The sequence below is a fragment of the Phaeobacter sp. G2 genome, from assembly GCA_025163595.1.
Lineage (GTDB): Bacteria > Pseudomonadota > Alphaproteobacteria > Rhodobacterales > Rhodobacteraceae > Pseudophaeobacter.
The window spans coordinates 3,456,660-3,479,918 of sequence record CP104100.1 but is presented as its reverse complement, the minus strand read 5'-3'; the positions used below and the strand labels follow the sequence as shown (position 1 = coordinate 3,479,918).

Annotated in this window: 21 protein-coding genes; 13 read left to right on the top strand and 8 right to left on the bottom strand. The window is 59.5% G+C overall.

Features of this window, described 5'->3' with window-relative positions; translation table 11 throughout:
* Positions 1-166: 166 nt before the first annotated feature.
* Positions 167-2,668: an FAD-dependent oxidoreductase gene (locus tag N1037_16595; protein ID UWS78869.1), complete on the top strand. Its 2,502-nt coding sequence runs from the start codon at positions 167-169 to the stop codon at positions 2,666-2,668.
* 180 nt (positions 2,669-2,848) lie between these two features.
* Here N1037_16595 and N1037_16590 read toward each other — a convergent pair whose 3' ends face one another.
* From N1037_16590 to N1037_16575, 4 genes are read right to left on the bottom strand one after another with little or no spacing between them, the layout of a single operon-like run.
* On the bottom strand, positions 2,849-3,625 hold the full coding sequence (locus N1037_16590; protein ID UWS78868.1) for an ABC transporter permease: 777 nt from the start codon (positions 3,623-3,625) through the stop codon (positions 2,849-2,851).
* The gene (locus N1037_16585) at positions 3,622-4,374 is read right to left on the bottom strand and encodes an ABC transporter permease subunit (GenBank protein UWS78867.1); all 753 of its coding nucleotides are present in this window, start codon (positions 4,372-4,374) and stop codon (positions 3,622-3,624) included. The genes N1037_16590 and N1037_16585 overlap by 4 nt, the downstream gene beginning before the upstream one ends.
* Before the next feature lie 12 nt (positions 4,375-4,386).
* Positions 4,387-5,151, bottom strand: coding sequence for a transporter substrate-binding domain-containing protein (locus tag N1037_16580; GenBank protein UWS78866.1), 765 nt, complete (start codon positions 5,149-5,151; stop codon positions 4,387-4,389).
* A gap of 38 nt (positions 5,152-5,189) precedes the next feature.
* Positions 5,190-6,011 (bottom strand): ATP-binding cassette domain-containing protein, encoded by an 822-nt coding sequence (locus N1037_16575; protein ID UWS78865.1) that lies wholly within the window; start codon positions 6,009-6,011, stop codon positions 5,190-5,192.
* A gap of 90 nt (positions 6,012-6,101) precedes the next feature.
* Between N1037_16575 and N1037_16570 the strand changes: the two genes are divergently transcribed.
* Together N1037_16570 and N1037_16565 are read left to right on the top strand one after the other, a co-directional pair.
* Positions 6,102-6,734 carry a TetR family transcriptional regulator C-terminal domain-containing protein gene (locus tag N1037_16570; protein ID UWS78864.1) on the top strand — a complete coding sequence of 211 codons (633 nt, stop codon included), beginning with the start codon at positions 6,102-6,104 and terminating at the stop codon, positions 6,732-6,734.
* A gap of 176 nt (positions 6,735-6,910) precedes the next feature.
* Positions 6,911-7,984, top strand: a complete 1,074-nt coding sequence (locus N1037_16565; GenBank protein ID UWS78863.1) for a Hint domain-containing protein — start codon at positions 6,911-6,913, stop codon at positions 7,982-7,984.
* A gap of 12 nt (positions 7,985-7,996) precedes the next feature.
* Here N1037_16565 and N1037_16560 read toward each other — a convergent pair whose 3' ends face one another.
* Positions 7,997-8,185 (bottom strand): hypothetical protein, encoded by a 189-nt coding sequence (locus N1037_16560; GenBank protein ID UWS78862.1) that lies wholly within the window; start codon positions 8,183-8,185, stop codon positions 7,997-7,999.
* Positions 8,186-8,266: 81 nt separating this feature from the next.
* Between N1037_16560 and rpsD the strand changes: the two genes are divergently transcribed.
* Both rpsD and N1037_16550 read left to right on the top strand, forming a co-directional pair.
* Positions 8,267-8,887 (top strand): 30S ribosomal protein S4, encoded by a 621-nt coding sequence (gene rpsD, locus N1037_16555; protein UWS78861.1) that lies wholly within the window; start codon positions 8,267-8,269, stop codon positions 8,885-8,887.
* A 243-nt stretch (positions 8,888-9,130) separates the two neighbouring features.
* On the top strand, positions 9,131-9,703 hold the full coding sequence (locus N1037_16550) for a hypothetical protein (protein UWS78860.1): 573 nt from the start codon (positions 9,131-9,133) through the stop codon (positions 9,701-9,703).
* Positions 9,704-9,758: 55 nt separating this feature from the next.
* Here N1037_16550 and N1037_16545 read toward each other — a convergent pair whose 3' ends face one another.
* Positions 9,759-10,220, bottom strand: a complete 462-nt coding sequence (locus tag N1037_16545; protein ID UWS78859.1) for an Lrp/AsnC family transcriptional regulator — start codon at positions 10,218-10,220, stop codon at positions 9,759-9,761.
* Positions 10,221-10,327: 107 nt separating this feature from the next.
* On the opposite strand from N1037_16545, the gene N1037_16540 reads away from it, so the two are divergent.
* The 5 genes from N1037_16540 (at position 10,328) to N1037_16520 (ending at position 16,638) form a co-directional block, all read left to right on the top strand.
* Positions 10,328-11,770, top strand: coding sequence for an aminotransferase class V-fold PLP-dependent enzyme (locus N1037_16540; GenBank protein ID UWS78858.1), 1,443 nt, complete (start codon positions 10,328-10,330; stop codon positions 11,768-11,770).
* 95 nt (positions 11,771-11,865) lie between these two features.
* A complete protein-coding gene (locus tag N1037_16535) occupies positions 11,866-13,515 on the top strand; it encodes a peptidoglycan-binding protein (GenBank protein UWS78857.1) in 1,650 nt (549 codons plus the stop codon).
* A gap of 155 nt (positions 13,516-13,670) precedes the next feature.
* Entirely contained in the window at positions 13,671-14,762 is a 1,092-nt protein-coding gene (gene hisC, locus N1037_16530; GenBank protein UWS78856.1) for a histidinol-phosphate transaminase, read from the top strand.
* A complete protein-coding gene (locus tag N1037_16525; GenBank protein ID UWS78855.1) occupies positions 14,759-15,679 on the top strand; it encodes a prephenate/arogenate dehydrogenase family protein in 921 nt (306 codons plus the stop codon). The genes hisC and N1037_16525 overlap by 4 nt, the downstream gene beginning before the upstream one ends.
* Before the next feature lie 62 nt (positions 15,680-15,741).
* Entirely contained in the window at positions 15,742-16,638 is an 897-nt protein-coding gene (locus N1037_16520) for an extensin family protein (GenBank protein UWS81383.1), read from the top strand.
* A gap of 278 nt (positions 16,639-16,916) precedes the next feature.
* On the opposite strand, the gene N1037_16515 is transcribed toward N1037_16520, so the two are convergent.
* Entirely contained in the window at positions 16,917-17,927 is a 1,011-nt protein-coding gene (locus tag N1037_16515; GenBank protein ID UWS78854.1) for a DUF2125 domain-containing protein, read from the bottom strand.
* A gap of 71 nt (positions 17,928-17,998) precedes the next feature.
* Here N1037_16515 and N1037_16510 point away from each other — a divergent pair, with 71 nt between their 5' ends.
* The 3 genes from N1037_16510 (at position 17,999) to N1037_16500 (ending at position 22,200) form a co-directional block, all read left to right on the top strand.
* Complete coding sequence (locus tag N1037_16510; GenBank protein UWS78853.1) at positions 17,999-18,529, top strand: gamma-glutamylcyclotransferase; 531 nt, start codon at positions 17,999-18,001, stop codon at positions 18,527-18,529.
* Between the two features lie 77 nt (positions 18,530-18,606).
* Positions 18,607-19,821 (top strand): biopolymer transporter ExbB, encoded by a 1,215-nt coding sequence (locus tag N1037_16505; GenBank protein ID UWS78852.1) that lies wholly within the window; start codon positions 18,607-18,609, stop codon positions 19,819-19,821.
* A gap of 3 nt (positions 19,822-19,824) precedes the next feature.
* Positions 19,825-22,200 (top strand): peptidoglycan -binding protein, encoded by a 2,376-nt coding sequence (locus tag N1037_16500; GenBank protein UWS78851.1) that lies wholly within the window; start codon positions 19,825-19,827, stop codon positions 22,198-22,200.
* 77 nt (positions 22,201-22,277) lie between these two features.
* Here the strand turns inward: N1037_16500 and N1037_16495 are convergent, their stop codons facing one another.
* Entirely contained in the window at positions 22,278-23,258 is a 981-nt protein-coding gene (locus N1037_16495; GenBank protein UWS78850.1) for a M23 family metallopeptidase, read from the bottom strand.
* Position 23,259: the final 1 nt, after the last annotated feature.

Below are 23,259 nucleotides of genomic sequence, written 5' to 3'. Positions count from 1 at the left end.
ATGACAGCAGGGCCGGGCTGGGCTGGGACTATTGCACGGAACAGTGGCTGTAGGCGTCAAAAGGTCGGTTTTGGCTATATTTGCGTCGGATGGATTTAGACCGGTTTCACGGGGGTTGGGCATAACCAATGCAGAAACCGAGTCACTTGTTCCGGAGAACGGCCTCATGAAAACCCAAGTCAAAGCATTGGTTGTCGGCGGCGGCGCCGTTGGGACCTCTATTGCCTATCACCTCGCCAAAGCCGGCTGGGACGATGTTATGCTGATCGAACGTGATGAGTTGACCTCGGGCTCGACCTGGCATGCGGCGGGGCTTTTGCCGCTGTTCAACATGTCCTATGCGACAACCCATATCCACAAATACTCGGTTGATTTTTACAAACAGCTTGAGGAAGAGACAGGCCTGAATGCCGGTTTTGCCGTTGTTGGCAACCTGCGCATGGCGCAAACCGAAGAGCGTATGGATGAATACAAACTCTACGCCTCGACCGCAGAAACCTGCGATGTGGATTATGAGTGGCTCACACCCGACCAGATCAAGGAGCGCTGGCCGCTCATTGAGACCGGCGATCTGAAAGGCGCGATCTATCACACCGAAGATGGCTATATTAACCCGGCCGACGTGACCCAGGCGATGGCCAAGGGCGCGCGTCAGCGCGGTGTTGATATCGTGCGCAAACTGCAAGCCGATGCCTTCCACTGGACCGGCACCCATTGGGAAGTCACCTGCACCAAAATGGTGGAAAAGGGCGGCAACCTGGTTCCCTCCGACGAGCAAGTGGTGATCACCGCCGAACACGTCGTGACCGCATCCGGCAACCATGCACAGCGCACCGCCAAGATGCTGGGCATCAAGATGCCGGCGATCCCGGTCGAGCACACTTTCATTGTCATGGACAAAGACCCCGAGCTGGTCAAATGGCGCGAAGCGGGCAATCCCGAGCACCCGGTTGTGCGCGACGCTGACAACGAATCCTATGCCCGCGAAGAGCGCGGCGGCTGGATCCTCGGCATCTACGAGCACGGCGCCCCCGCCCGTTTTGAACATGGCGTACCCGACAGCTTCCGTGCTGACCTGTTCCCGCTGGATCTGGACCGGATCGCTGAACAGTATATGGCGATGGCAGAGCGCGTTCCCTCCTGCGCCGAATCCGGCCTCAAAGACGACTTCAACGGCCCGATCTGCTACACGCCTGATGGCAACCCGCTGGTGGGTCCGGCACCTGGTCTGCGCAACATGTGGCTGGCCGAAGGCTTCTCCTTTGGCATCACCGCCGCAGGCGGCACCGGCTACTATCTGGCGCAGATGATGGTGGATGGCGAAGCCGAAATCGACATGGCGTCGCTCGACCCCAAGCGCTATTCCTCCAACTGGCTGACCACGGAATTTGCTGCCCGCAAGAACGAAGAATGCTACGAGCACGTCTACGTGCTGCACCACCCGGACGAAGAACGCGCTGCCGCCCGTGGCCTGCGCTGCTCGCCAGCCTATGACCGCCAGAAAGAGCGCGGCGCACAGTTTGGCTGGGTCAATGGCTGGGAACGTCCCAACTATTACGCGCCTGCAGGCTTCAACGACGCCGAGGCCCGCAGCTTCCGCCGTGGTGGCTGGTGGCAGTATGCCGTGGAAGAGGCCAAGGCGATCCGCGAAACCGCTGGTCTGGTGGATGCAACCGCCTTTACCAAACATGTGGTCAAGGGCCCCGGTGCCACTCAGTTCCTCGACTGGTTCACCTGTAACAAACTGCCCAAGGTTGGCCGTATCAACCTGACCTATGCGCTGACCTCGGCGGGCACCACCCGCACCGAATACACCATCGTGCGCAACGGCGAGAACAACTACTATCTGGTCTCTGCCGGTGCCTGGACCGAATATGACGCCGACTTCCTGCGCAAGGCGGCTGAGGACAAGATGGAGGAGTTCGGCTATATCGAAATCCAGGATGTCACCACCCAGTGGGGCGTCTTTGCCATCGCCGGACCCAAGTCGCGCGATATCCTGAAAGAGATCATCGTCGACGCCGATCCGGAAACCGCGCTCAGCAACAAGCGCTTCCCCTGGCTGTCGGCGCGTCAGATCGAACTAGGCATGTGCCCCGTCAATGCGATCCGTGTGGCCTACACCGGTGAGCTGGGCTGGGAGCTGCACCACCCGATCGAGATGCAGAACTACCTGTTCGATCTGCTGGAAAAAGCAGGCGAGAAACACGGCATGAAGCTGGTTGGCGCCCGGGCGCAAAACTGGCTGCGGATGGAGAAGAGCTATCGCGCCTTTGGCACCGAGCTGGGCCGCGACGCTACCCCAGCCGAGGCCGATCTGCCACGTTTTATCGACCTGGAAAAAGATTTCCACGGCAAAGAGGCGATGATCGAAAAGGGCGTGCGGGTGAAATGCTGCACCCTGCTGATCGACGGACCTGACGATGCTGATCCATGGGGCCGCGAGGCGCTGTATACCGAAGATGGTGCAACCCGCGTTGGGCGCCTGACCTCGGGCGGCTATTCGGTGGCTTTTGAAAAGTCGATTGGCATGGGCTATGTGCCGCCAGAGCTGGCGGTTGAGGGCACCAAACTGAAGGTGAAACTGCAGGACAAACTCTGGGATGCGGTTGTGACATGCGACAGCCCCTATGATCCGACAAACGCCACCATCCGTCAAAACGGCTAAGGCGCAGTAGAAAACGCAAAGCTATTAGCTTTCCGGGTTCTAGAACACAAAAGAAAAGCCCCGGTGATGATGTCACCGGGGCCTTTTACGTTCAAATCTGTCGTGTCGCGCGTCTGGCTGGGTTCAGATCAGAGAGGACCACGACAGGGGGGGGCAGTTGAGGCTCCGCTGTCAGATGTATTAGCGGCCAGAGGGGATCTGGTTCTCAAATCGTTTGAATGCCAGCCCAATCAGCCCGGCAATCACCATATAGACCAAGGCAAGCAGCAACAGCGGCTCATAGACAATAAAGGTGTCGGAGCGCACCCTGGAAGAAACGGCGTAGATCTCGACCACGGTGATGGTGGCCACCAGCGGGGTGGCTTTCAGCTGCAGGATGGTCTCGCCCCCCAGGGTTGGCAGGACGTTGCGGATCGCCTGGGGCAGCCAGATACGGCGGAACATGGTGAAACGGGGCATGCCAAAGCTCTTGGCGGCCTCCAGCTGGCCCTTGGCGACGCCAGAAAAGGCACCGCGCATCACTTCGCCCTCATAGCCAGCATAGGACAGGGTGAGCGCCAAAACCGCATAGGGCCAGGCCTGGCGCAGATAGGGCCACAGCTCGCTGGAGCGGATCCAGGGAAACTGCGGAAACAGCGAGCCAAGCCCATAGTAGAGCAACCAGATCTGCAGCAGGAGCGGGGTGCCGCGAATGACGGTGCAAAAGACCCGCGCGGGCAGGGAGAGATACCAAGGCCCAATCGCCTGTGCCAGCCCCAGCGGGATGGCAAGCAAGAACCCCAGAACCGTGGTGACCACCAGAATCCAAAGAGTGGTCCACAACCCCTCCAGGGCCAGGGGGGCGTATTTGGGGATCCAGTCCCAACGCATCGTCAGCGCACACCACAGGACCAACCCGGCAAAAAGGGCCATCAGCACAATGCGATGGGGCTGCATCAGGGATTTTAGACCGTTCATTGGCTGCCCTCCTTCAGCGAGGGCTGGCCCCGGCGGGCCCATTTCTCAATGCGGGCAAAGATCACGCCAGAACAGAGCGTCACCAGCAAGTACAGCCCGCCAGCAGCGAGGAAGAAGGTGAAATAGGCCCGTGTGCTGCTCGCCGCCTGTTTTGTTTCCAGCGTTAGCTCATTAAAGCCGACAACGGCCAATAGGGCGGTGTCCTTGGTTGCAATCAGCCACAGGTTTGCCAGCCCCGGCGTGGCAAAGGCCATCATTGCGGGAATGGTCACACGGCGCATGGTCATCAGTGCCGGCATGCCATAGGCGCGGGCGGCTTCGATCTGGCCGGTGGGGACGGCCTGAATAGCGCCGCGCAGGATCTCGGTAGCATAGGCGCCCTGGACGATGCCCAGGACCCAGATACCAGCCACAACGCCGCTGATTTCGACACGGCCATAGCCCATCATCAAGGCCAGTTTGTTGATGAGATCGGTACCAACATAATAGAGGATCAGGATCAGGACCAGTTCAGGAACCGCCCGGATCACGGTGGTATAAATGGCGAGCAGATCCCGCAGAATCGGCCCGCCATAGAGTTTTCCATAGGCCCCGAAAAGCCCGATTATCAGCCCCATGCCAAAGGCACCAAAGGCGATCTGCAGCGAATTTGCCAGACCGCGCAACAGGTTGCTGCCCCAGCCGGGAGCCGAGAGCGACAGCAGTGCTGCGCTCTCAGCCAGACCGAGCCATTCGAGGATCATCGTCACGTCGCTACTGCCTTAGTAGATGCTGGCAGAGAAATAGCGTGCAGTGATTTTGTCGTGGGTGCCATCTTCCAGGATCTTGGCGATGCCGGCATTGAGGGCAGTACGCAGGGCGTCATCGCCTTTGCGCAGGCCTGCGCCAACGCCAAGTCCCAGGATGGCCGGATCATCTGCAACGGCGCCTTTGATCTCGCAGCAAGCGCCGGCGTCAGAACCGACAAAATCTGCCATGGCAATGCTGTCGGCCTGGATGGCGTCGATGCGACCAGCAAACAGATCCTGGTTGGCTTCATCCTGGGTCTGATAGACCCGGATTTCAGCATCCGCAAAGTGCTCCTGCGCATAGGCCTGGTGAATGGTCGAGGCCTGAATGCCCAGGATTTTGCCCTCCAGACCTTCTGGGGTGGGGGCGATATCCATCGATTTATCCGCCACAATCACCGCAGGGGTGTTGTAATAGGCATCCGAGAAGTCGATGGTTTTCAGCCGCTCTTCGGTGATCGACATCGAGGCCATGATGGCGTCGATCTGCTGGCCTGTCAGAGAGGGGATAATGCCATCCCAGGCAACGGGCGTCAGCACGCAATCCAGTTCAGCCGCCGCGCAGACCGCGTCGATCACTTCGACTTCCCAGCCAACCCATGTGCCCGAGGAATCCAGCGAAGCAAAGGGAGGATAGGGCTCAGCGGCGATGCCGATTTTGACTTGCTCGGCCTGGGCTGCGCCTGTGGCCAGGGTGGCGAGGGTCAGGCCTGTGGCCAGAAGTGTTTTGAGTGTCATTTTTGATCTCCCTGTTTTGGATTTTGGTTTTGGTTTTATTATGAAACGGATTTCAGGAACTGTTGCAGGCGTTCCGATTTTGGATTGCCAAAGACCTCGGCAGGTGGACCCTGCTCTTCAATACGTCCCTGATACAGATAGACAACGTGATCTGCGACTTCGCGGGCAAAGCGCATCTCGTGGGTGACCAGCAACATGGTGCGCCCTTCGGCGGCCAGGTCGCGGATCACGGTCAGGACTTCGCCCACCAATTCCGGGTCCAAGGCGCTGGTTGGTTCGTCAAACAGCATTACAGATGGATCCACAGCCAGGGCGCGCGCGATGGCGGCGCGTTGCTGCTGGCCACCAGACAAAAAGGCCGGAAAGGCGTCTTCCTTGTCCGCCAGCCCAACCCGTGCCAGCAGGACGCGCGCCTGGGCAATGGCCTCGGCGCGTGGAATTTTCAGCACATGAACCGGCACTTCGATGACATTTTCCAGCAGGGTGCGATGGGTCCAGAGATTGAAGGACTGAAACACCATGGCCAGCCGGGTGCGGATACGTTCGATCTGGCGACGGTCAGCCGGGGTGCCATCGGCGCGCATCTTCACCTCTTCCCCGTCGATGATGATCTTGCCGCCAGAGGGGGATTCCAGGAAATTGATACAGCGCAGCATGGTGGATTTGCCAGAGCCGCTGCCGCCAATGATGGCGACAACATCCCCCTGCCGCGCGGTGAGGGAGACGCCCTTGAGAACCTTTAATGTGCCAAATGATTTGTGTAGATCTTCGATACGCACAGCATCCTTACCCAGGGAGGCGCTCTGGGCAGAGGAGGGGTCGGTGGCTGTGTCTTGTTCAGCGGTGGCAACTGTTGGCATGGTTGGACGTCCTTGGGTATTGCGGTAGTAAGGCGTAATCGTGGTAGTTATGCAAGTGTATAATTAGGCCGAGCGGTTGTGGAGACAGAGATGAGTGACGAACGCCGAAAATTTACGCGTGAAAGTGCGCAGCAGCGCAAGCGTACTCTGATTGAAGCAACGTTGGAACTGGTTGCGGAAAAGGGCGTCCAGGGGGCAACCGTGCGCGGCATCGCGGACCGGGCACAGGTGACGCAGGGGCTGATAAGGCATTACTTTTCTTCCAAGGAGGAGCTGATCACTGCGGCTTTCGAGTACCATATGACGCAGATGACCGACCTGACTTTTGCACCTGTGGCGGATGTCAAAGGCTCCGCGCGGGATCAGCTGCGGGTGTTTGTGCAGTCCTCCTTGATGCCGCCTGTGGTGGACCCGCGCTCGATTGCGCTGTGGGCGGGGTTTCTCAACAAGGTGCAGCATGATGCACAGATGAAAGAGACACACGCAAAAACCTATGTGCAGTTTCGCGACCGGCTGGAAAACCTCATTCGGGCCGCGCTGGAAGAGGCGGAACGCGAAACCGAGCCCGCGCGGCTGTACCAATTGGCGACCGCCTGCAATGCGCTGATTGATGGGTTGTGGATGGAGGGCGGCGCCTTGCCAGAGGCCTTTGCCCCCGGCGAGTTGTCGCAGATTGGGCTCACCTCGGTTGGGGCCATTATTGGCCTGTCTCTTGAACCCTAGCCAAAGCGAAGGTCAGCTGACAGGCACGTTGCCAGTGCAGTTGCAGGTGCAGTTGAGGTTTTGAAAACACACCCTGTGCTGGGCTGCGCCCAGGGGAATGAGTTTGTTCTTTATCTGAACGGTCCGTTTTGTTAAGTTTCCCTTAATAATATAAAAAAGAGCAGGCACACAGGCAGATGAAAACGGGCTTTCAGGGCACGTTCGTCATTTCTTGGTCGCAAACAGAAGTCGATGGCCTTTTGGCCGCACCGGTCGAGTCTATCGATGTCGGGGCCACGTGGTCCTGGCAAGGTGAAGCAGTGCGGGTTGATGGCCCGGCTGAACTGTTGCGTTTGGGTATGGCGAATGGAGAAACGGATCTGCGACGTCGGGCGGCGCGCTCGGTGCGCAGACTGGTCGGGGCGGCGGTCCAGAATAAGACAGACCTGCGCGAGGTCGCGGTCGAAGATCCGCTGTTGGATAAGAGTTTTGTGGTGACAAATGGTGTTCAAAGCTACACCGTCACCCTGATTGAGGTCGCCGATAGCGCGCGGCCTCTTTTGATGTTCGTGAATGAAATCCCGCCCAAAGGCGCGGACCTGTGGGTGGTGCATCACTCGCTGGGCAGTATTGGCTGTCCCATCGACACCATGCCGGGGCAGCCGGGCAGTGGGGTGATTTGCTTTACGCCGGGAACCCGGATCGCCACCCCCAGTGGCCCCCGTCGGATCGAGGATCTGCGCGAAGGTGACAAGGTGCAGACCCGCGACAATGGAGCCCAGGAAATCCAGTGGATCGGTGCCCGCCGGATCAGCGGTGCCCGGCTTTTTGTGGTGCCAAAGCTGCGGCCTGTGCGTATCCGCGCCGGCGCTTTGGGCATCGACAGGCCGGAAAAAGAGCTGCTGGTCTCGCCTGAACACCGCATGTTGCTGCGGGGGCGTCAGGTGCAGGCGCTGTTCAACACCAGCGAGGTGCTGGTTGCGGCGCGTGATCTGATCAACGGCCATACGATCGCCACAGATACCGCAGTGCGCGAAGTGACTTATATCCACCTTCTGCTCGGCTCACATCAGGTGCTTTGGGCCAATGGGGTGGAAAGTGAGAGCTTTCACCCCGCCAGTGCCGCGATGTCGGCGCTGGACACGCAGGACCGCATTCGGTTGGGTAAGGTGCTGCCGCAGGTCGAACAGGATCCGATGAGTTATGGCAGCTACGCGCGCCGCAATCTGAGCAGCTCTGAGGCGGCAATCCTGATGTATGAAGCCGCTTAAACTGGACGGCTGTCAAAAAAACCAAAGAAGCAGGAGACGCGCTGTTGACTCTGCTTCCTTTGCGCATATAAGCGCCACTTCATTGGTGTTGGTGGGCCCCGCAAGGGGATTCCTGTCATAGGCGCGGATCGCAAGATTTAACCCTAAGAGGACAACGCCCTTTATAGCCGCCGTTTTCTTGGCTGCGTTCTGGCTGATCATGACTGTAGGCGCCTGCGTCCGCAATCCGAAAAGTGGGAACCGTTCGGGTAGATCGCGGAGCAACTAAAAAGGAGAACAGCCGTGACTAAACGTACGTCTGCCAAGTATAAAATTGACCGCCGCATGGGCGAAAACATCTGGGGTCGTCCTAAGTCCCCGGTTAATCGTCGTGAATATGGCCCCGGCCAGCACGGTCAGCGCCGCAAGGGCAAGCTGTCCGACTTTGGTATTCAGCTGCGTGCCAAGCAGAAGCTGAAAGGCTACTACGGCGACATCACCGAGAAGCAATTCCGCCGCATCTACGCCGAAGCTGAGCGTGTAAAAGGCGACACTGGTGAAAACCTGATCGGCCTGCTCGAGCGCCGCCTGGACGCTGTTGTGTACCGCGCCAAATTTGTGCCTACCGTCTTTGCCGCACGTCAGTTCGTCAACCACGGCCACGTCACTGTAAACGGTCAGCGCGTCAACATCGCCTCCTACCGTGTCAAAGAAGGCGACGTGATCGCTGTGCGTGACAAGTCCAAGCAACTGGCCGTTCTGCTGGAAGCCGTTGCCCTGGCCGAGCGTGACGTTCCTGACTACATCGAAGCCGATCACTCCAAAATGACCGCGACTTTTGTGCGCGCGCCTGGTCTGGCCGATGTGCCTTACCCGGTTGTTATGGAACCAAACCTGGTTGTGGAATTCTACGCCAAAAACTAATCCTGACGCCCTTTGTGGCTGTTGGAGAAAAGGGCTGCCTGCGGGCGGCCCTTTTTGCATTTGACCCTTTGGCATGGCTCCGAAGTCTCCTGGAGCAGCGTCAGATCAGGGTGCGTAGCTTCCGGATCTGCTAGCCTAGCGAAGTATTCAAAGCGGAAAAGCGGTTGTCTTTTGCCGGGATTGGTCGCTACCGTAAGGAAAAGGAACCGGGGCTTTTAGGTGCCGGGAAAACGGGAGTATGAAATGAAACGCTTTTGGACCGGTACACTTGCCGCCATTGTTGTGACCTGCGCCACGGCGCTCAGCGCGGCGCCGTTGAAACTGCAGCCTGCCAATCCGCAACCGTCGGGGCTAAAGCCGGGGCTTGCAGTGCGCTATGCCTACCCGGTGGATGTCAGAACACTGGTTGAAGCCTCTTCAGCGTTGAAGATTAAATCGGAACGTGGCCGACCTCTGGCGGGGTTGGATCACCGCGACACCAATGAAGGCGATATTACGCTGACCTCAAAACGATCAGAGCATGTGGTGGCCGGGATCAACGGCTATGTGCATTTTGCCAAACCAGGGATTCACAGCATTGATTTTCTGACAAACGACGGGCTGCGCGCGACAATTGGCGGGCAGGTGGTCGGGAAGTTTGATGGTCGCCAAACCTGTGATTCCACCGTGATGAGCGAGGTCGAGGTGCCCTCGGCCGGTTGGTACAAGGTGGATATCCTTTATTTTCAGCGCCTTGGCACTGCCTGTTTGCACATGCGCATGGGGCCTCAGGGAAAGCGCCCGTCCTGGATGCCAGACAAGGCCTTTGGCCATTAGGGGAAGACCCCGAGGGGCGAGCCCCGTTGGCGGTGTGACCTTTGCTGATCTGAGGTCACAGTGGCAGCGGGCGGGCCTCTGCGATGGTTTCCATCGCAAAATATGAGGTGACGCTGTCCAGTTCGACGCCGCTGATCAGCCGTTGATAGACCTGGTCATAGCTGCCCATATCCTGAGTCACCACCTTCAGCTGATAGTCGTAATCGCCGCCAATCCGGTGGAAATCCACCACTTCGGGAATGGTCAGCACATGGCGGCGAAAGGTGGTGAGCCATTCGGCAGAGTGATGCCGGGTCCGCAGCATCACAAAGACCACCAGATCCAAACCCAGCTGGGCGCGGTCTAGCCGCATGGTGGATCCTTGTAGAATTTTCCTGTCATTCAGGCTCTTCAATCGCCGCCAGCAGGCATTTTGCGACAGCCCGACCTCGTCGGCCAGTTCCCGTTGTGACAGGCTGGCGTCCCGTTGCAACGCGCGCAGAATGTGGAGGTCCATATGATCTATAGAATTAGCCATTACCCGATCGTATGACACATAAAATTGAAAAATCAATCAGACATTTGTGGTGATTTTGCGTGTTTTACATAGGAGATTAAACAAAATCCCTTTTAGGAGACGCGCCTATGACCTCGGCAGTAGTGAACCCTCTGGAAAGTTTCAAAGACGACCTGGCCCAGGCCGCCAGTGGCGTAACGCTGGCACAGGGGCTGATTGGCGAAGGAATGATGATCCCAGGCCCGGACGGGGATGTGCCGCTGGTCTATGCTGACTATGTGGCCTCGGGGCGGGGTCTGCATCAGGTGGAGGATTTCATTGCCAGGCATGTCCTGCCGTTCTACGCAAACTCTCACACCGAGGCGTCCTTTTGCGGGGCCTATGTCACCCGAATGCGCCGCGCCGCGCGGCAAGAAATAGCGCGGGTGACCCAATGTGGTGCGCAGGATGCGGTGATCTTTGCTGGCGCCGGCGCCACGGCCGGGCTCAACCGGCTTGTCAGTCTTTTTGGGGTCAATGAGGCGCGCAATCCGGTGGTCTTTATCGGCCCCTATGAACATCACTCCAACATCCTGCCCTGGCGCGAAAGCAAGGCAAAGGTTGTCGAGATCCCGGAGGCGGCAGAGGGCGGAATTGATCTGGAAGCCTTGCAACAGGCCCTGGTGCAGCACGCCAGCTCTGATTTGATGATTGGCAGCTTTTCGGCGGCCTCCAATGTCACAGGGATCCTCACTGATCCTGATCCGGTCAGCCGTTTGCTGCATGCTGCGGGCGGGCTGGTGATCTGGGATTACGCAGGCGGCGGCCCTTATTTGCCAATCTCGATGGCCGGGGACCATGGCGCCCATAAGGATGCGGTGGTTGTCTCCCCCCATAAATTCCCAGGGGGCCCAGCGGCCTCCGGGGTGCTGCTGGTTAACAGGCTGGCGGTTCAGCGCCGCTGCCCGTCCTGGCCCGGCGGTGGAACCGTCAGCTTTGTGTCTCCCTGGGGGCACGAATACAGCGAAGACCTGGTCGCGCGGGAAGAGGCGGGAACGCCCAATGTGATTGGCGACATCCGCGCCGCCCTGGCGTTTTTGGTCAAGGAAGTGGTGGGCGAGGCAGAGATTGCGGCCAAAGAGGCGCAGTTTGCCAAAATGGCGCGGGCGGGCTGGGCGGATAATCCGCAGCTCACGCTGTTGGGACACGCGCAGGCGCATCGCTTGCCCATTTTCTCTTTCACGGTCAGGGGGCGCTCTGGCGCGCCTGTGCATCAGCAGCTGTTTACCCGAATGCTGAGCGATCACTATGGTATCCAGGCCCGTGGCGGCTGTGCCTGCGCCGGGCCCTATGCCCATCGCTTGCTGGGGATTGAACAGGCCGAGTCCGAGGCCTTGTTTGCGGCGCTTCAGTCGGGACAAGAGCTGCAAAAACCGGGCTGGGTCAGGCTTAATTTTTCCTATCTGATGACAGATGAAACAGTGCAATACATCATCGACAGCGTGAACGAGCTGACACTGCGCGCCGAAGATCTGGCCCAAAGCTATCTGGCGGATCCCAAAACCGCGCGGTTCCAGCCCCGCGCGGCCTGACGGGGAAAGCACCGGTCAAAACCCCCATGACAGGGGCAAGGGCTTTATGGCAGGATCACAGCGTTGATTATTTTGTTATTGGTCGGAGCCTTGTTATGGCACTTAATCTATCTGCCCCTGTGGGGGATAAGAACCGTATTACCAAACCTGACGCCAAATCTGGCGAGGGAAAATTCAAGCCCGTAAAAAATGCCCCCGCAGATGTGGAGCTGGTGCGTTTGATGCTGAAGGCAAATGGGTTTGCCAATATTGCGATCTCCAAAAAATGCGACGCAGGCCTGATTAAAGATATCCGCAGCTTCCAGAAAAACGCGCTCGGGTTCAAAAAGCCGGATGGTATTGTGGATCCGGGAATGCGGACCTGGAAGGCGGGGCTGGCAAAACTGCAGGCGATGATTGCCAATGACCAAAAGGTCGCGGTCTATGAGGTCAAGGAAGAGGGCAAGACCAAACAGGTCGAAGTGCGCGAGTTCGAGGCCAAAGAAAAGGCGCTCAAGCATGAGATCCTGTCCAAGGCCAACATGATGCTGGGGCAGGCGGAAACCTGGGTGGATTTCTGCAATGACGTGGAGAAAACCCGCCAGGCCGAGGATGGCATGATGATGGCGATTGCCGAATTCACCATGTCGACGCTGAACGATGACACCGACCCGCCCTGGACCCCGATTTTGAACGCCCGTTCCGAAGCTGGCAACCTAAAAGCCCTGGTGAACCGCTCCAAACCGGATTGGGCTAAGATACAAAAACAGGATGCCAAGGCCACGCGGGTCTATAACACCGGGCAAAAGGCCTTTGACAAATTTATCAAGGCCCGCATTGGCACGGCGAGCAAGGCGGTTTTCACCCTGGAGATCGTGCGCGAAACCTCCTTTACGGTGATCGAGGTCTACGCCACGGCACGGTTGGTGGCCACCAAAGGCATGAACCCGGTCAAGGCCCATGCGATCGCAGCTGCCGGCACCGAGGCGATGAAATCCAGCGCTGGCCAGTACGGGGAATACCTTGCCGGCAATAAGGTCACCTGGGAGGGCGCAGCCAAGAAAGTTGCCCTGGATACGATGTTTGCAGGGGCGGCTGGTGCCGCCGGGGGTAAGCTAGGGGGCGCTTTCCTGAAAGGTGTTGCCGGCAAGGTCGCCGCGCAACTGCCGGGCAAGATGTTCCAGACCTTCTCACAAAAGTCGCTGACCGTGTTTATGGAGAAGGTGTTCACCACCACTATTGGGCAGGAAATGATCAAAAATGCCGCCAAAGAGGCGATCATGCTGTTCAAACCACTGGTAGAAAAAGGCCGCGCGCCGAACCAGAAAGAGTTCACAGACGCGGTGGTCAAGATCCTGTCAGGGGGCATCATGGCCTCGGGACCGATGAAGTCGGTTTCGCAATTTGGCTCTAACTATGTGGCAAATTCCCAGGGCTTTTTGGCCCAGAAACTAATCCCCCGGGCAATGGATTCGGTCTGGAAAGGGGATTTGGTCAAAAAATATGGCGCTGATGCGGTAGAGGAATTTGCCAAAAAGCACGGACCAAAGATCTATGCCGATATCGCTGAGGGGCTTCAGGATAAGGTCTTTGTCGCCTACGCCAATAAAGCTCTTGAAAGCTCAGACGGGACGCAATCTGCCAAGGTGCTGCAAAAAACCATGGAGGAGGCCATGCGCAAGGATGCAAAACTGCGCAAAGAGCTGACCGACATGGTGGAAAAACAGGCCGAAGCCAAGTTGAAAAAGCTGGAAAAAGCCAAGTAATCAGCCGGGGGCGCGGGGAGCTGTGCAATGGGCGGCTCTTTGGCGCCTTCTCCCGGCGGTGGATCTGACGCAGCTGGATTTGAGAGGGGGCATCTTGCGGCTTTCCCATTGGCTTGCGCCTCGCTATTACGGGGGGGAACCAAGGAGCCCGAAGTATGACCCAGATTACGCCGCAGCCCGGTATTATGGATATCGCTCTCTATCAGAGCGGCGCGGCCCATGTGGCGGGGGTGAGCAACACCGTAAAGCTCTCCTCCAATGAAAACCCACTGGGGCCAAGCCCGCTTGCGATTACAGCCATGCAAGAGGCGGCGGCAAATATGCATCGCTATCCCAGCTCGGACCATCAGGCCCTGCGTCAGGCCATTGGTGAAGTCGAGGGACTGAACCCGGAGCAGATCATCTGTGGTGCGGGCAGCGATGAGATCATCGCCTTTTTGTGCCAGTGTTTTGCAGGTCCCGGTGATGAGGTGCTCTATACCGAACATGGGTTTGCCATGTATCGCATCAGTGCTCTGGCCGCTGGTGCCACGCCGGTCGAGGTCAAGGAGCGTGAGCGGGTGACCGATGTGGACGCCCTACTGGCGGGATGTTCGGAACATACCAAGCTGGTGTTTATCGCCAACCCCAACAATCCCACCGGCACGATGATTTCTGCCGCTGAGGTTGCTCGTCTCGCCGATGGGCTGCCCAAAGGCGTGCTGTTGGTATTGGATGGTGCCTACGCGGAATATGTCGAAGGCTTTGACGCTGGCGCGGATCTGATTGCGACCCGGGACAACATCTTTATGACGCGGACCTTTTCCAAGATTTACGGATTGGGCGGCGCGCGGGTTGGCTGGGGCTATGGCCCAGCAGCCATTATTGATGTGCTGAACCGGGTGCGCGGGCCTTTTAATGTCTCTGCCACAGCCCTGGCCGGGGCAGAGGTCGCAGTGCGTGATCGCGCCTATATCGACCATTGCCGCAATGAAAACGCCAAATGGCGCAGCTGGTTGGCGGCGGCGCTGGCAGAGCTGGGGGTGGCGTCGGATACCTCCTGCACCAATTTCATTCTGGCGCGGTTTGCCAGCCAGACCGAGGCTGAGGCCTGTGACACTTACCTGCAAACCCAGGGGCTGATTGTGCGCCGGGTGGGCGGCTATAACCTGCCCGCCGCATTGCGCATCACCATTGGTGACGAGGCGGCCTGCCACCGGCTGATTAAGGCCATTTCTGAGTTCAAAACACAGCAGGGTGCCGCATGAGTGAGGTTGTCTACAACCGGGTGGCGCTGATTGGTCTGGGCCTGATTGCCTCCTCAATGTTCTGGGCGATGAAACGGCGCGGCTTGGCGGGCGAGGTCACGGGCTATGCCCGTAGCGCCGAAACTCGCGAAACCGCCCGGCGCATCGGGCTGTGTGATCGCGTCTGCGACAGCGCCGCCGAGGCCGTCGCGGATGCTGATCTGGTGGTGCTCTGTGTGCCCGTAGGGGCCATGGGGCCAGTCATGGCCGAAATTGGACCGTTGCTCAAACCCGGTGCAACTGTGTCAGATGTGGGATCGGTCAAGGGCCATGTGATCGAAGCTGTGGCGCCGCATATCCCCGATGGCGTTCATTTTGTCCCGGCGCATCCCCTGGCCGGCACTGAACATTCCGGCCCTGAAGCGGGCTTTGCCGAGCTGTTTGATAACCGCTGGAGCCTGCTGGTTCCGGTTGAAGGCAGTGACGAAGAGGCGGTTGCGCGCATGCGTGCGCTTTGGGAAGGGATGGGCGCCAATGTTGATGAAATGGATGCCGATCACCATGATCTGGTGCTGGCCGTGACCAGCCATGCGCCGCATCTTATCGCCTATACCATGGTTGGGGTGGCGGACGATCTGCGCCGGGTGACCGATAGCGAAGTGATCAAATATTCGGCGGCGGGCTTTCGTGATTTCACCCGGATTGCCGCTTCGGATCCGACCATGTGGCGCGATGTCTTTTTGACCAACAAAGAGGCGACGCTGGAAATCCTTGGCCGCTTCACCGAAGAGCTCTTTGCGCTGCAACGGGCCATCCGTACCGGTGACGGGGATCACCTGCATGATTACTTTACCCGTACCCGTGCCATCCGTCGCGGCATTATCGAAGCCGGGCAGGACACTGCTGCGGCTGACTTTGGCCGGGCGCATAAACCATGATCGGATGGGGGCGTTTTCAGGCGGCAGTTGTGCGGGTCAGGGTCTGGGCTCGCGACTGTGGTATGAACGGGGCCAGGACCGGGGCCGGGAACGCGGCTTTGGCTGCTGGGCTGCTCTGTGTTGCGGGTCTGGCCCCGCTGCACGCTTCGGCACCAGAGGTCTCGTTGCGCCCGATTGATCGCCCCTTGTCCGGGAGTGCAGCCTCGGCGGCGGTGCTGCCGCAGTCCTCGGTTGCTGCCCTGGCGGATCTCGAACAGGGTGGTCCAGCCTTGGGGGGCGGTCTGCGCCCTGTTGAGCGTCCGGTTTCAGCCCAAATTCTGGCCGCTGCCGATTTATCTGCGGATCTGGTGCCGCCGGTGTTGGATCAGTCCCTGGTGCCTTTAGTGCGCCCGGATACCATTTTTGAACAGGCTTTGTTCAAACGGCGCCGGCTGCGCAAAGGCTCTGTCTGTGGCGACATTGAAATCCAGGGTAAGGCGGTTGGCGAAGTGGCGGCAGCCCTGCCGGGCTGTGGTGCGCGGGATGCGGTGCGCGTGACCTCTGTCGCGGGGGTCAGGCTGAGCCAGGCCTCGGTGATGACTTGCGAGACGGCTGATGCGTTGAAACGCTGGGTGTCCAAGGATGTAGAAACCGCCTTTGGTCGCCGCAACAAGGTTGTTAGCCTGCGCGTCGCGGCGCATTATGCCTGCCGTCCCCGCAACAATCGCCCCGGGGCGCGGATCTCGGAACATGGGCGGGGCAAGGCGATTGATATTTCCGGCTTCAAGCTGGAGGACGGCACACTGGTAACAGTGCTCCATGGCTGGGGGGCGCGCCAAACCCGCAAACCGTTGACGCGGATCTGGAAGGCGGCCTGTGGCCCCTTTGGCACTGTGCTCGGCCCCGAAGCAGACCGCTATCACCGCGACCATTTCCATCTGGATGTTGCCAGTTACCGCAGCGGTTCCTATTGCCGCTAAGCAGAACGGGCGGCACCTGCGCCCAGGGTTGCATCACGGCCAATGGGTTGTTTTCTGTGAATTTTTAGCCACGGGCGGTGCCGCGCCGCGCCATAGGCGCGGCGCCCGGCCCAACTGAGACGTGGCATTCTGCAAGAATACCGCCAATCAGGCGGGAGCCCGCCGCTGTTTTGTGGATTTGTTCAATTTTGCCCTGTGTTTTGGTGCTTCTGGCCCGCCACTTCCCAGTTAGCCAGTTAGCCAGTCGGGCGGCTACAGACAGTCCGGCTGTTTTGCTCTCAGCGAAGAACCAAAAGCGGTGCCGTGCCAAGTGGCAGCGGGCCAGCCCAGACCTGCCCCTGCTTAAAGCGCAAAGAGATGTCGATCTTTGCGGCGCGCCCGGTTCCGGTCGAAAACAGCGCCAGGACTTTCTCCACCGCTCTGCGACTGCTTGGTGGCAGCAGGCTCAGGCGCTCAGCCATGTCCAGAATGGCGGGCCAGTTTTCCGCGCGCAGATCCAGCGCGCCGCTCAGACGGCCTGTCTCATCAACTTCCAGCGCTCCAGTTGCCCGGAACAGCATATCTCCCCAATGAGCCTCGGCCAGAGCCAGGTTGATCTGGCGCAGCTGTGGGCGTCGCAATTCGATGGCGCGCCGATCCCAGGGGGTATCAAACCCCAGATCTGCGCGCAGGCGCAGAGCATCAAACCGCGGCGGCAGATCCTCCCTTGTGGGGCTTAAACCGCTAAAACCTGTGCGCAATAGCCCCCGGGGAGCAAAATGCGTCGCCACGGCAGTGAGGTGGTATTGTTCGGCCTGCGCTAGCTGCCGCATCTCCAGCAACAGGTCCTGCGCCTGCCAGATGACGCCAGAGGCATCGCTGATCTGCCAATCCTGGCTGGTCAGCGACAGCTTTTCCAGTTCCAGCGCCAGCCCGGGGGCCAGTTGCAGATCCGCGCGCATTTGCTCTGCCGTCACACTGCGGGTCTGGTCAAAAAAGGAATAGTGTTGCGGCGTTGCGGGAAACCGCAGGCTTTGTGCACCGGGCCAGAGGGCCGGGCTGTCAAATTCGATCCAATCGGCGCTCCAGGCCGCGCCGGTGCCGGGATCGGCCAGCAGCGGTTGGTTCAGGCGGGTGACATGGCGGGCCGGAAATCCATCGGTGGTCATTGGCCCATAAGAGACCTGCCAGCCCTGTCGTTGCTGTTCGTCAAACCAGGCCTCAAAGCCCGCGCGCAGGCCCCAGGCCGCCAGCCCCCAGTACACTATCCAGACAGCCGCCCCAAGGCTGAGCCATTTCAGCAGTCGCATTCTGCAAAGACCCTCTTTTTCTAGCCTGCATTTTGCTGTTTATAGGCGGCGGATAAAAAGGGCCATAGATCATGACAATGTGGGTATTCGGATATGGATCGCTGCTGTGGAACCCGGGGTTTCCGGTGGCGCGCCGCGAGGTAGCAACCCTACAGGGCTATGCGCGTTCTTTTTGCATGACTTCGATTCACCACCGGGGCAGCGAAGAGGCGCCAGGACTGGTGCTTGCCCTGGATGAGGTCAAAGGATCGCAATGCCACGGGCTGGCACTGGCGGTTGCCGCCGGTGAAGAGGACCAAACCCTGGCCTATCTGCGCGAACGTGAACTGGTTTCCTCGGCCTATCTGGAACGTGATCTGACGGTTGCATTGCACACAGGTGAAGAGGTTGAGGCCGTGACCTATGTCATCGATCCGCATCACGTGCAGTATTGCGGGGGGATGGCGCTGGAAAACCAGGCGCAGATCATCGCCACTGCGGTGGGCGGGCGTGGTCCCAATACCGAATATCTGTACAATACGGCTGAACATCTCAGCGAGATTGGCCTGGGCGACGCCGAACTGGAGTGGTTGATGATGCGTGTGCGGGAAATTACGGCATAAAGCCTTGTTGCTTTTGTCTCTTTGCCTTTAAGCTCCGAAGGGAATTGAGCTGAAAACCTGACAGGATCACACCGAATATGGCCCATACCGAACGCAAGACCAGGCCGCAGTTCTCGCAACCCGTTCGGCAAATCATCCTGATGCTGATCGCCCTTGGCCTTGCAGGCTTTGGCATCTTTGTCGCCCTGCCCAAGGTGCTGCCGGTGTTTCAGGCTAATCCCTGGCTCAACGGCTTTATTGTCTTTGTTTTTGTCATCGGCGTTCTCTCCTGTTTCTGGCAGGTGCTGCAGCTGATTGGCTCGGTGCGCTGGATCGAAAGCTTTGCCTCTGGTGGCAGCCGCGGGGAGAACCGTGCGCCCTCGCTGCTGGCGCCCCTGGCGGCGCTGCTGCGCTCGCGGGCGGCCCGGATGCAGTTGGGCTCGTCTTCGACACGTTCCATCCTGGATTCCGTAGCGCAGCGGGTGGATGAAGAGCGCGAGATCACGCGCTACATCGTCAACCTGTTGATTTTTCTTGGCCTTTTGGGTACATTTTATGGTCTTGCAACCACGGTTCCTGCGGTGGTGGATACCATTCGCAGCCTGGCCCCGCAGGAGGGCGAAGAAAGCATTGCGGTGTTTAACCGTCTGATGACCGGGCTTGAGGCCCAGCTGGGCGGCATGGGGGTTGCCTTTGCCTCGTCTCTCTTGGGGCTGGCGGGATCGCTGATTGTTGGCTTGCTGGAGCTGTTTGCCGGACACGGTCAAAACCGGTTTTACCGCGAGCTGGAGGAATGGCTGTCTTCCTTCACCCGGGTCAGCTTTTCCTCAGGCGAGGAGGGCGGCGGTGGTGAAACCGGCGTGGTCTCTGAGGTGCTGGACACCATGGCGGAGCAGATGGATGCGCTGCAGGCGATGTTTGCCCAGAATGCCTCTAGTCGGGCAGAGATCGACAACAAGCTGTCCCAGCTGGTGGATGCGATAACCGATATGAACGCCCGTCAGGACCAGGCGGCGAGCATTTCCAGCGCGCTGGACCGGGTTGCGGTGGGGCAGGAGACCCTGACCGAGATCATGCGCGCCCATGGCGATGTTGGCATGGATGCCGAAAGCCGTATGAGGTTGCGCTCAATCGATGTGCAGATGCTTCGCATCCTGGAAGAGATTTCCGCCGGTCGCCAGGAAAGCCTGGCAGAGTTGCGCAAAGATATCGACCTTATGGTCAAGGCCTTTGCAGTGCCCCGTGGGCGCGAGCGCCAGGCGCCAGAGCCCGAGCAGAGCGCCGGCTCCACCTTTCTGCAAGGCGAGGACTAGACCATGGCCCTGTCGCGGCGCAGCGGGCAGCGATTTCAGAGTTCTATCTGGCCCGGTTTTGTCGATGCCATGACGGGCCTGTTGTTGGTTCTGATGTTCTTGCTGACCATCTTTATGGTGGTGCAATTTGTGCTGCGCGAGACCATCAGCGGCCAGGAAAGCGAGCTGGATGATCTGTCATCCGAGGTGCAGGCGCTGGCCAATGCACTGGGACTGGAAGAACGCGACAACAGCCGCCTGAATGCGCGGCTCGGGGCGCTCAGCTCGACGCTTTCCACCACACAAAGCGATCTGGCGCAGGCGCAAAACGCCTTGGACCAGCAGCGCGCGGTGATTGCCGGGCTGACGGCTGACCGGGATCAGCAACGGGCGGCTCTGGCGCAGGCACAAAGCCAGATCACCGCCTTTGAGGCGCAGGTAGCGAGTTTTATTGCCGGGCGGGATGCTGCTGAGGCGCGGATTGCGGAGCTGACTGAAAACCGGGACGCCCTTGAGCTGGAGCGCAGCACCTTGCTGAGTGAAGCGGAGGCGATGAATATCGCCCTGGCCCAGGCACGCGAAGAGATTGATGCCGGTGTTGAAAACGCCCGCCTGGCGGCGGCCAAACGCGAAGCCCTGGAGGCGCTGATCGCTGATCTTGAGGCGCAGGGCGCGCAGCAGGAAAGCACGGTATCGGCCTTGACCGCGCAGCTGAGTGCCGAAGAAGAAGCCCGTCTTGTCGAAGCCGCCGCCGCCGAAGCCCTGCGGGCGCGTCTTGAAACTGCGGATGCAGAATTGACGGCGATGACCCTGTCGCTGGAACGTCAGCGGCAGGAGGCGGAGGATACGCTGACGCTGTTGGCGGCGGCTGAACAGGCCAAGGAACAGTTGAACAGCGATCTGGAACAGGCCCTGACAACCCTGGAGACGGCCAAGGCGCAGGGGCAGCAGCGGGATGAGCTGGCCGAACGTCTGACGCGAGTGCTGGCGCAGATGCAGGTCTCACAATCCGCCGCCGAAGGCCGTGTCGCAGCGCTTGAAATCGAGCTGAACCGGCTGCGTCAGGATAGCAATGCCACACAAGAGCGTCTGAATGCTGAGCTGGACGGCGCCCGCCGCTTGGCCGCTGAAAACAAGGCAGCACTAGAGGCAGAGCTGGCGCGGCAACGCGCCGCCAATGTGGAGACTGAAACCCAGTATCAAAGCGAGCTGGCCAACCTGCAGCGGCAGCAGGCCGAAACGGTCTTGCAGTTGGAGCAGCAACTGGCGGCACAACGGGCTGAGGCAGAAGAGGCCCAGCTTGAGATTGCGACGCAACTGGCCCGTTTGCAGGCCGATACGGCCTCGGTGATGTCCGGGCTAGAGGCAGAACTGCTGCAGGCGCAGAACGAACTGGCAGCTGCCCGCCGCGCTGCCAGTTCAACCGCTGAGGAACGTGCCTCGGTTGAGCTGCGCCTGCTGGAAGCGCTGGATGCTTTGGAAAATGCCCAGGCGGCGGCCAGCGATCAGGCGGTTTTGCAGCAACGGCTTCTGGCGGCCTTAAATGCCCAGCAAGAGGCTGAAAGTAGTGCCAAAACGGATCGCAACCTGGCGCAGGACCGGGCGGCTCTTTTGGCCCAGGCCCAGGCCGCCTTGGCAGATCAGAAAACCGTCTCAGCCGAAGCGCAGCGCGAGACTGCGCTGTTGAACCAGCAGGTTGCTGCCCTGCGCGAGCAATTGGGTGGGCTGCAGGCCATTTTGGACGACTACCAAGCGCGCGATGCGGCGCAGCAGGTGCAGTTGCAGAACCTCGGTCAGGATTTGAACTCGGCCTTGGCACGGGCCGCCTCAGAAGAGCGCCGCCGCCGCCTGCTGGAAGAAAGCGAACGCAAACGGCTGGAGGTTGAGGCAGCAGAATTGGCCAGCAAGGCAGAGAGCCTGGAAACCAAGGCTGAGGAGTTGGAGCGCTACCGCTCAGAGTTCTTTGGACGCCTGCGCAATGTTCTGGGCAGCCAGGAGGGTGTTCGGATCGAGGGCGACCGCTTTGTCTTTGCCTCTGAGGTGCTGTTTGCCTCGGGCAGTGCAGATCTGTCCAGCGCGGGCAAGGGCGAGATCACCAAGGTGGCGAAGATCTTGCAGAGCGTCGCCGCCGAGATCCCACCAGAGCTGAACTGGATCATCCGGGTGGATGGTCACACCGACAATACGGCCATGGCAGGCAGCGAAAAATACAGCGATAACTGGGAACTCAGCCAGGGCAGGGCGCTGTCGGTGGTGCGCTTTATGATCGAAAACCTAGGCATTGCGCCGGATCGCCTGGCGGCCAATGGTTTTGGAGAGTTCCAGCCAGTGAATACCGATGATACCCCGGAGGCCCGAGCTCAAAACCGCCGGATCGAGCTGAAGTTCACTGAGCGCTGACCGGGGCAACGGCCCAGGCGCTTCAGTCAATTCGCTCCAGCCAAGTTCCAGCAGTCAGGTTTTCCCGGGCAGGGCGCTCAGCGAAGGTCGACAACCTCTTCTATCCGGTCAATTTCTTCTTCATCGCGCAGCAGCACCGCCAATGCCGTGTAACGCCCATAATCCCAAGCTTCGCTGCGCAACCGTTTGCCAGAGGCCCGGAAAAACTGCGCCTGATCGCGTTCAAGCGTGATTTCGTGAACGGAAAAGACGCCTTTAGGCCCGGAAATGGTCAGGCGCACACGGTCGCCCTTTTGGCCACCAAAGGCATAGGCCCAAAACACCAGTGCCGGCGATTGTGTGGTCAACCGCTCACGCGTCGCCGCGCCGGATTTGATTTCTATGAACTCTGGAACATGGGTAGAGAACCCGGCCCCCAGAAAGCCCCCTGGCTGATAGGGCAGCGGCTCGGCCCATAGGCTAGAGGCGGGTGCGGTCTCTGTATCCAGATCACAGGATGGGCGCCCTTCCGGGGCAAAGGGGTCTACAACCGTTCCGTTTAGGCGGAGTGACAGGTGTAGATGGGGGAATTGGGTCTTGCCAGAAAGCCCGACTTCGCCCAGAGCGGTTCCAGCTGCTATCTGCTGGCCTTTTTGCACCCGGACAGAGCCCTGTTTCATGTGGCAATACTGGGTTTCCCAGCCGCCTTCATGGCGTAGGACAACGCCGTTTCCACATTCGCGCCCCTTCAGAAGCTCGGCGTTTTCCTGGGTGGAATAGGTATCCGGCATGGTGTTGCGCACCCCCTGGACAACCCCTGGTGCTGCGGCCCGGACCGCGACTCCTGCCTGCATGTCGCTCAGATAGGGCAGGGCGATATCAGTGCCTTTATGCCCGGAGTAGCTTAGCCCCTGGCATTTGTAATCCTGGGTCGCCGGGCCAGGGAGATGGTCGACATATTGTTGGATGTGACAGGTTTCTCCCAGGCGACAATCCAGCGGCCATTGCAAGGTGAAATCGCTCGCCACGGCAGGTGCCGTGACGAGCGAAAGGAGAAACGCTCCGAAAGATAGCCGCATG

What these genes read in the sequence shown, in the direction of transcription:
- N1037_16500 (UWS78851.1), top strand. Translation starts at nt 19,825, where the DNA reads ATGGCCCTGTCGCGGCGCAGCGGGCAGCGATTTCAGAGTTCTATCTGG.
- N1037_16560 (UWS78862.1), bottom strand. Translation starts at nt 8,185, where the DNA reads ATGATCAGCCAGAACGCAGCCAAGAAAACGGCGGCTATAAAGGGCGTT.
- N1037_16580 (UWS78866.1), bottom strand. Translation starts at nt 5,151, where the DNA reads ATGACACTCAAAACACTTCTGGCCACAGGCCTGACCCTCGCCACCCTG.
- N1037_16525 (UWS78855.1), top strand. Translation starts at nt 14,759, where the DNA reads ATGAGTGAGGTTGTCTACAACCGGGTGGCGCTGATTGGTCTGGGCCTG.
- N1037_16550 (UWS78860.1), top strand. Translation starts at nt 9,131, where the DNA reads ATGAAACGCTTTTGGACCGGTACACTTGCCGCCATTGTTGTGACCTGC.
- N1037_16510 (UWS78853.1), top strand. Translation starts at nt 17,999, where the DNA reads ATGACAATGTGGGTATTCGGATATGGATCGCTGCTGTGGAACCCGGGG.
- N1037_16545 (UWS78859.1), bottom strand. Translation starts at nt 10,220, where the DNA reads ATGGCTAATTCTATAGATCATATGGACCTCCACATTCTGCGCGCGTTG.
- N1037_16540 (UWS78858.1), top strand. Translation starts at nt 10,328, where the DNA reads ATGACCTCGGCAGTAGTGAACCCTCTGGAAAGTTTCAAAGACGACCTG.
- hisC (UWS78856.1), top strand. Translation starts at nt 13,671, where the DNA reads ATGACCCAGATTACGCCGCAGCCCGGTATTATGGATATCGCTCTCTAT.
- N1037_16575 (UWS78865.1), bottom strand. Translation starts at nt 6,011, where the DNA reads ATGCCAACAGTTGCCACCGCTGAACAAGACACAGCCACCGACCCCTCC.
- N1037_16590 (UWS78868.1), bottom strand. Translation starts at nt 3,625, where the DNA reads ATGAACGGTCTAAAATCCCTGATGCAGCCCCATCGCATTGTGCTGATG.
- N1037_16520 (UWS81383.1), top strand. Translation starts at nt 15,742, where the DNA reads ATGAACGGGGCCAGGACCGGGGCCGGGAACGCGGCTTTGGCTGCTGGG.
- N1037_16565 (UWS78863.1), top strand. Translation starts at nt 6,911, where the DNA reads ATGAAAACGGGCTTTCAGGGCACGTTCGTCATTTCTTGGTCGCAAACA.
- N1037_16535 (UWS78857.1), top strand. Translation starts at nt 11,866, where the DNA reads ATGGCACTTAATCTATCTGCCCCTGTGGGGGATAAGAACCGTATTACC.
- N1037_16515 (UWS78854.1), bottom strand. Translation starts at nt 17,927, where the DNA reads ATGCGACTGCTGAAATGGCTCAGCCTTGGGGCGGCTGTCTGGATAGTG.
- N1037_16595 (UWS78869.1), top strand. Translation starts at nt 167, where the DNA reads ATGAAAACCCAAGTCAAAGCATTGGTTGTCGGCGGCGGCGCCGTTGGG.
- N1037_16570 (UWS78864.1), top strand. Translation starts at nt 6,102, where the DNA reads ATGAGTGACGAACGCCGAAAATTTACGCGTGAAAGTGCGCAGCAGCGC.
- N1037_16505 (UWS78852.1), top strand. Translation starts at nt 18,607, where the DNA reads ATGGCCCATACCGAACGCAAGACCAGGCCGCAGTTCTCGCAACCCGTT.
- N1037_16495 (UWS78850.1), bottom strand. Translation starts at nt 23,258, where the DNA reads ATGCGGCTATCTTTCGGAGCGTTTCTCCTTTCGCTCGTCACGGCACCT.